7 protein-coding genes and 1 pseudogene are annotated in these 5862 nt (G+C 71.3%); 4 read left to right on the forward strand and 4 right to left on the reverse strand.

Features of this window, described 5'->3' with window-relative positions:
• The 4 genes and pseudogenes from CA984_RS42165 to CA984_RS42180 form a co-directional block, all read left to right on the forward strand.
• Window positions 1–385, forward strand: a pseudogene (locus tag CA984_RS42165) (hypothetical protein); the annotation flags it as partial.
• Entirely contained in the window at window positions 385–792 is a 408-nt protein-coding gene (locus CA984_RS42170) for a roadblock/LC7 domain-containing protein (protein WP_012887139.1), read from the forward strand. The pseudogene CA984_RS42165 and the gene CA984_RS42170, both read left to right, overlap by 1 nt.
• A 76-nt stretch (window positions 793–868) precedes the next feature.
• The gene (locus CA984_RS42175) at window positions 869–1204 is read left to right on the forward strand and encodes a DUF742 domain-containing protein (protein WP_423229363.1); all 336 of its coding nucleotides are present in this window, start codon (window positions 869–871) and stop codon (window positions 1202–1204) included.
• Window positions 1185–1760, forward strand: coding sequence for a GTP-binding protein (locus CA984_RS42180; RefSeq protein ID WP_086578920.1), 576 nt, complete (start codon window positions 1185–1187; stop codon window positions 1758–1760). The genes CA984_RS42175 and CA984_RS42180 overlap by 20 nt, the downstream gene beginning before the upstream one ends.
• A 71-nt stretch (window positions 1761–1831) precedes the next feature.
• On the opposite strand, the gene CA984_RS42185 is transcribed toward CA984_RS42180, so the two are convergent.
• The 4 genes from CA984_RS42185 to CA984_RS42200 all read right to left on the reverse strand — a co-directional run bounded on the left by CA984_RS42185 (window position 1832) and on the right by CA984_RS42200 (window position 5670).
• Window positions 1832–2203 carry a DUF742 domain-containing protein gene (locus CA984_RS42185; RefSeq protein WP_012887136.1) on the reverse strand — a complete coding sequence of 124 codons (372 nt, stop codon included), beginning with the start codon at window positions 2201–2203 and terminating at the stop codon, window positions 1832–1834.
• Window positions 2200–2589: a roadblock/LC7 domain-containing protein gene (locus tag CA984_RS42190; protein WP_012887135.1), complete on the reverse strand. Its 390-nt coding sequence runs from the start codon at window positions 2587–2589 to the stop codon at window positions 2200–2202. Before CA984_RS42190 ends, CA984_RS42185 begins: the two co-directional genes overlap by 4 nt.
• Before the next feature lie 100 nt (window positions 2590–2689).
• Entirely contained in the window at window positions 2690–4876 is a 2187-nt protein-coding gene (locus CA984_RS42195; RefSeq protein ID WP_086578921.1) for a nitrate- and nitrite sensing domain-containing protein, read from the reverse strand.
• Window positions 4877–5019: 143 nt separating this feature from the next.
• Window positions 5020–5670, reverse strand: coding sequence for a DUF998 domain-containing protein (locus CA984_RS42200; RefSeq protein ID WP_086578922.1), 651 nt, complete (start codon window positions 5668–5670; stop codon window positions 5020–5022).
• Window positions 5671–5862: the final 192 nt, after the last annotated feature.

Genomic DNA, 5862 nt, shown 5'->3' on the forward strand with positions numbered 1-5862 from the left:
GCCCGCCGCGTCTCCTCTCGCCGCCCCGACCCTCGCCGTGGTGACCGATCTGCCGGACCGCGAGACCGTCGGCGGCCCCGTCCGCGAGGCGACCGGCAGGCCCGCCGGGGAAGCGGCCCATGAGCCCGCTCGCGAGACCACCGGGCCGGGGAGCCTGCCCCGCCGGGTACGGCAGGCGAACCTGGCCCCACAGCTCCGTCAGGAGCCTCCGGCGCCTGTCGAGCCGGAGCGGGCGCAAGAGCCCACTGAGCCCCCCGAGCGCGCCGAGCGCTCGCCGGACGAGGTCCGCGCGCTGTTCTCCGCCTTCCAGGCGGGCGCGCGGCGCGGACGCGAGGAGCACGGGAATGACTTCGCACACCAGACGACAGGCGACAAGGGGGACTAATGACCGGAAAAGTGACTAACACCGGCGAGCTGAACTGGCTCCTCGACGACCTGACCACCAGGGTGGGCGCGGTACGCCAGGCGGTGATCCTGTCCACCGACGGGCTCGCCGTGGGCTTCTCCAAGGGCCTCAGCCGGGAGGACGCCGAGCACCTGTCCGCGGTCGCGGCCGGGTTCCAGAGCCTGGCGCGCGGAGCCGGACGCCACTTCGGCGGCGGCGAGGTCCGTCAGACCATCGTGGAGATGGAGTCGGCGTTCCTGTTCGTCACGGCCGCCGGGCAGGGAACCTGCCTGGCCGTGCTGAGCAGTTCCGACGCCGACGTCGGCCACATCGCCTACGAGATGGCGATGCTCGTCAAACGGGTCGGCCAGCACATCTCCACCCTTCCGCGCCAAGGCCTCTCGTGAGTGAGGCGTGCGCACACGGAGTACACACGCCGTCCGTCCTCCCGGCCGAAGGCGCGGGGATCGGATGACACAGTGGATGGACGAGGAAGCCGGACCGATAGTCCGGCCCTACGCGCTCATCGGAGGCCGCACCCGCTCCTCCGGTGACGAACTGGACCTGATCGCGATGGTCACCGCGACCGGCGCGGTCACGTCCAGCGGGTTCGTGCCGGGGCCGGAGCAGGAACGCATCCTCTCCCTGGTCACCACCGCGACCTCGGTGGCCGACGTGGCCTCGGAGCTCGACCTGCCGTTGGGCGTGGTCCGCGTCCTCCTCGGCGACCTACAGGATCACCAGCTCATCTCGATCGGGCGCGCTTCGGCGAGCGAGCGCATTCTCAAGGAAGTGATCAATGGACTTCGGGCCCTCTGACGAACCCGTCGCGCTCAAGATTCTCATCGCGGGCGGCTTCGGGGTGGGCAAGACCACGCTCGTCGGCGCGATCAGCGAGATCCGTCCGCTCCGCACCGAGGAGGTGCTCTCCGACCGCGGCATCGGCATCGACGACGTCGAGGGCGTGGAGGGCAAGACCACCACCACCGTCGCGATGGACTTCGGCCGCATCACGATCCGGGAGGGCCTGGTCGTGTACCTGTTCGGCACCCCCGGGCAGGAGCGGTTCTGGTTCATGTGGGACGAGCTGTCCTACGGCGCGCTGGGCGCGGTCGTGCTGGCCGACACCCGGCGGCTGACCGACTGCTTCCCCTCGATCGACTACTTCGAGCAGCGCGGGACGCCGTTCATCGTGGCGGTCAACTGCTTCGACGGCGCCGAGCAGTACGAGGCCGAGGACGTGCGCGTCGCCCTCGACCTGGACCCGGACGTGCCGGTGCTGCTGTGCGACGTACGGCGCCGCGCGTCGGCCAAGAACGTACTGGTGACGCTCGTGGAGCACTCCCTCAAGGTGCTCACGGCGAGCCAGCGCTGACCGACCCGGCGGTCCGCGATCTTCGCCGCGGACCGCCGGCCTGTCATCCTCTCCCGACCGGCCTCCGGAAGTCACAGCGCCCGGAGACCGCTGATCACTTCCTTCAGCAGGCTCTCCGCGGGCGACGTGGCCGCCGGGAGCGGCGAGCGCACCAGGATCAGGCCCTGGTCCAGCAGGTCCCCGAGCAGCACCCTGATCACCCCGATCGGCAGGCCGACGTCAGAGGCGATCTCCACGATCGGCCGGGTCCGCCTCATCAGGCCGAGCAGCCGCCGGTGCTCCGAGCCCAGATGCGAACTGGCGGAGACCGCCGACCCGGTCGCCACCACCATCGACAACAGGTCGAACGCGGCGGAGGACGTCGAGGTCCGCCCGCCGGTGAGCGCGTAGGGACGGACGACCGGACCCGCCTCCTCGTCGACCCACTCGACGTCGTCGCTCATTGGCCGGCCACCCGGGGACCGGTGGCGAGATGCTGGCCCACGCGGGTGACCAGCCGGGCCATCTCGTAGGCGATCAGGCCCACGTCGGCGGCGCCGGTGGTCATGACCGACAGGCAGCTCCCCTGACCCGCGGAGGTGACGAAGAGGAACGCGGAGTCCATCTCCACCATCGTCTGGCGTACGGCTCCGCCTCCGAACTGCAGGCTGGTCCCCTTGGCCAGACTCTGGAACCCGGAGGCGACGGCCGACAGGTGATCGGCGTCCTCCTTGCTCAGCCCTCGGGACGAGGCCACCATCAGCCCGTCGTTGGACAGGATCAACGCGTGCGAGACATCCGCCACACTCGTGACGAAGTCATCCAGAAGCCAATAAAGCTCGCCCGGCACGTGGTAAAACCCCTTCCCCTCTGATGGTCACGCTCGTTGTGGGCCCTCGCCGGTCGCGCGGTCCCGGCCTGGCGGCCGCGCCTCCGTTCCCGGGCCCGGTTCACCGCTCCATACCGCTGTCTTCGTCGCTGTCCTCGCCGGCCGACCGCCCGCGCCTCCACCCTGCTTGGAGCGAGTTCAGCAACGCCCGCGCCTCCTCCGGCGATCGCTCCTCCGCCTCGGCCACCGGGGCGGACTCCTGCCGCAGCTGCGGCGAGATGTTCGTCTGGCGCACCCGGCGGGGCAGCCCGCCGTTGCCGCGCCGCAGCGGCGTCTTCCACAGGTCCGCCGGGACCGGGACCACCGGCTCGGCGAGCTCGACGGGCTTGGTGATCTCCCGCAGCACCGGCTCCGGCGGCTCGACCGGCTCCGGATCACCCAGCAGCGACTCCGGCAGCAGGATGACCACCCCGGTCCCGCCGTACGGCGAGGTCCGCAGCGTCACGCCCACCCCGTAGCGCGCGGCCAGCAGGCCGACCACCGCGAAACCCAGCCGATCGGTCTCGGCCGGGTCGAACTCCGGCGGACTGGCCAGGCGCTCGTTGATCGCGGCACGCTTCTCCGCGGTCAGGCCCAGTCCCCTGTCCTCGATCTCGATCGTGAAACCACGGCCCACGAGCTCGCCCCGGACCGACACCTCGCCGCCGGGCGGGGAGAAGGCCGTGGCGTTCTCGATGATCTCGGCGAACAGGTGCATCATGTCCGCCACCGCGCTGCCGACCAGGGTGGTGCCGGGCATCGGGTAGATCCGCACCCGGGCGTAGTCCTCGACCTGGGCGGCGGCGCCGCGCAGCACGTCCTCCATCAGGACCGACGAGCGCCACTTGCGGCCGGCGGCGCCGCCGGAGAGGATCACCAGGCCCTCGGCGTGGCGGCGCATGCGGGTGGTGAGGTGGTCGAGCCGGAACAGGTTCTCCAGCGCCTCGGGGTCCTCGGCCTGCTTCTGCATCCCGTCGAGCAGCTTGAGCTGGCGCTGCAGCAGGGACTGGCTCCGCCGGGCGAGGTTGCGGAAGGACTGGGCGACCGCCTCGCGCAGTCTGGCCTGCTCGACCGCGGAGTCCACGGCGCGGTGCTGGACGCTGTCGAAGGCGGCGGCGACGTCGTGGATCTCGGCCGTACTGCCCAGCGGTTCCAGCGGGGGCGCCTCGGCCTCCACGTCCACCTTCTCGCCCCGGCGCAGCTTCCCCATGACCCGGGGCAGCCGGGTCTCCGCGAGATCCGTGGCGGCCCGCCGCAGGTCGGCGAGCTCCCGGGTGAGGCCGCGGCCCACCCGGTAGGAGACCAGCAGCGACACGACGATCGCGACGAGCCCGAGCACGCCGGCGATCGCGGCTCTGCTGAAGGTCTCCACGGCCGACGGAGTCGCCCGCTCGTAGAGGGCGACGCCGGTCGCCGTCACGGACCGCTGGTAGGCGGCCTCCAGATCGTCGGTGGCGGCCCGCCAGTCGGTGGGCGACACGGTGGCGCCGGACAGCAGGCGCTCTTCGAGATCGGCGAACCTGGCGTACAGCCGGGAGGCGGCCAGTTCGGTGAAAGGCTTGCGCAGCCCCTGCTCCAGCTCCGGCAGCCCCTGCTCCATGAGGAAGACCCGCTTGGTGGAGAGCTGGGTGAACAGGCGCAGCTCGCTCTGTGTCATCCGGCGTCCGAACGCCAGCGCCCCGGCCGCGAGCGCCCGCTCGCGGCTGAGGAAGTCCTTGGCGTAGATGATCACGGTGAGGCCGCGTGACTGCCGGTAGAGCGGCAGGTCGTTGTTGAGGCTCATGCTGTTGAAGAGCCGGTGCAGGGCGTCGGGCACCAGGGCGAACTCGTTGGTGAGCGTGACCGGCGCGATCCGGTTGTTGTCGATCCTGGACCGGAGCGTGTCGAGCGCGTTCACGCGGTTCATCAGCTCGTCGAAGCGGGCCCGCATCTCCGGGGTCATGGCCGACTGGGCCGAATCGGCGACGGTGGCCTGGCGGAAGCGGGCGCGGGCCTGGTCGGTCACGGTGCGCTGCCCGGCGAGGGTGGCGCGGTCGGCCTCCGAGCGGCCGGCCAGATACTCGGCGGACAGCAGGTGCTCGCGCTGCAGGGCATTGCTCAGATCGTCACCCGGGCCGCCGAAGGAGTCGTACATCGTGGCGACGGCGAGCAGGCTCATGGAGTCACCGACGGCGACGGTCCCCGCGAAGCCCCAGAGGGCGACCAGCGAGGTCAGGGGGATGGCCACCAGCACCGAGATCTTGAACCGGATGGACCTGCTCGATGCCATGTCACCTCTGCGGTTCGGTCTCGGAGCGCCGGGGCGGGAGACCTCCGGACGATCTCTAGATCGCCGACGAGGATAGCACTGACTGGTAGCAGTATTCGTATCCTATTTGTGACCTGTCATGAACAGTCATGAGAACTGACAAGTCAGCCAAGAGCTGCGCGTGAGGCGCGGGCTGCGCTCCGTACCCAGGTCAGCTGCGCCAGCCGTACGGCCAGCACCCCGATCAGGGCGACCTCGGCGCCCAGCAGGAGCCGCTCGACGAGACCGATCAGCACCCGGTCGCCCGGGAGCGCCACATAGGTGATCGCCAGCAGCCCGAACCCGCCGGCCAGCGCCAGCCACTCCACCGGCCTGGCCACCGCCCGCCACCGCTCGTCCTCCCGCAGCCGCGTCACCATCAGCGCGCCGGCCACGGGCATGGCGACGAACGCGGCGATCGACACGTAGCGGTGCACCTGGGCGGTCAGATCCAGCGCCAGCCCCGGGGCGGTGGTCGGCACGATCGCGATGACGACCAGCGCCGCGCTCCATGCCAGCATCAGCCGCTCCGCCGCCGCGCCGATCGGCGCCCTGGCCGCCCGCAGCCCCGCGACCAGCGCGAAGGAGGCGACCCCCAGGGCGGCCATGGCGAACTCGGTCGCGCCCCCGCGGTCCAGGGCGGCGTACTCGCTGATCGTCAGATTGAGCGGGTCCAGGTACGGATCCGGATCGATCTGACCGATGACGGTGGCCACGGCGGCCATCACGATCCCGGCGCAGGCGACCAGCGGGTAGAGCCTCTTCAACGCGAGCATGCGCCAAGACTGTCCCAGGGCGCCCCCTTCACACATCCGGCGGCACCCCTGACCCGACCCTGACCCACCCCTGAGACGGCGCGACGGCGGCGGTAGGGGCGGGGGACGGGCCCGTCAGCGTCCATCAGGGACCTCGGTGCGGGCCCCCAGGGCCGGGGGAGGGGCCGTCAGCGTCCGTCACGGGCCTCGGCG

This window comes from Streptosporangium minutum (assembly GCF_002149035.1).
GTDB lineage: Bacteria > Actinomycetota > Actinomycetes > Streptosporangiales > Streptosporangiaceae > Streptosporangium > Streptosporangium minutum.

What these genes read in the sequence shown, in the direction of transcription:
- CA984_RS42175 (WP_423229363.1), top strand. Translation starts at nt 869, where the DNA reads ATGGACGAGGAAGCCGGACCGATAGTCCGGCCCTACGCGCTCATCGGA.
- CA984_RS42170 (WP_012887139.1), top strand. Translation starts at nt 385, where the DNA reads ATGACCGGAAAAGTGACTAACACCGGCGAGCTGAACTGGCTCCTCGAC.
- CA984_RS42200 (WP_086578922.1), bottom strand. Translation starts at nt 5,670, where the DNA reads ATGCTCGCGTTGAAGAGGCTCTACCCGCTGGTCGCCTGCGCCGGGATC.
- CA984_RS42195 (WP_086578921.1), bottom strand. Translation starts at nt 4,876, where the DNA reads ATGGCATCGAGCAGGTCCATCCGGTTCAAGATCTCGGTGCTGGTGGCC.
- CA984_RS42180 (WP_086578920.1), top strand. Translation starts at nt 1,185, where the DNA reads ATGGACTTCGGGCCCTCTGACGAACCCGTCGCGCTCAAGATTCTCATC.
- CA984_RS42185 (WP_012887136.1), bottom strand. Translation starts at nt 2,203, where the DNA reads ATGAGCGACGACGTCGAGTGGGTCGACGAGGAGGCGGGTCCGGTCGTC.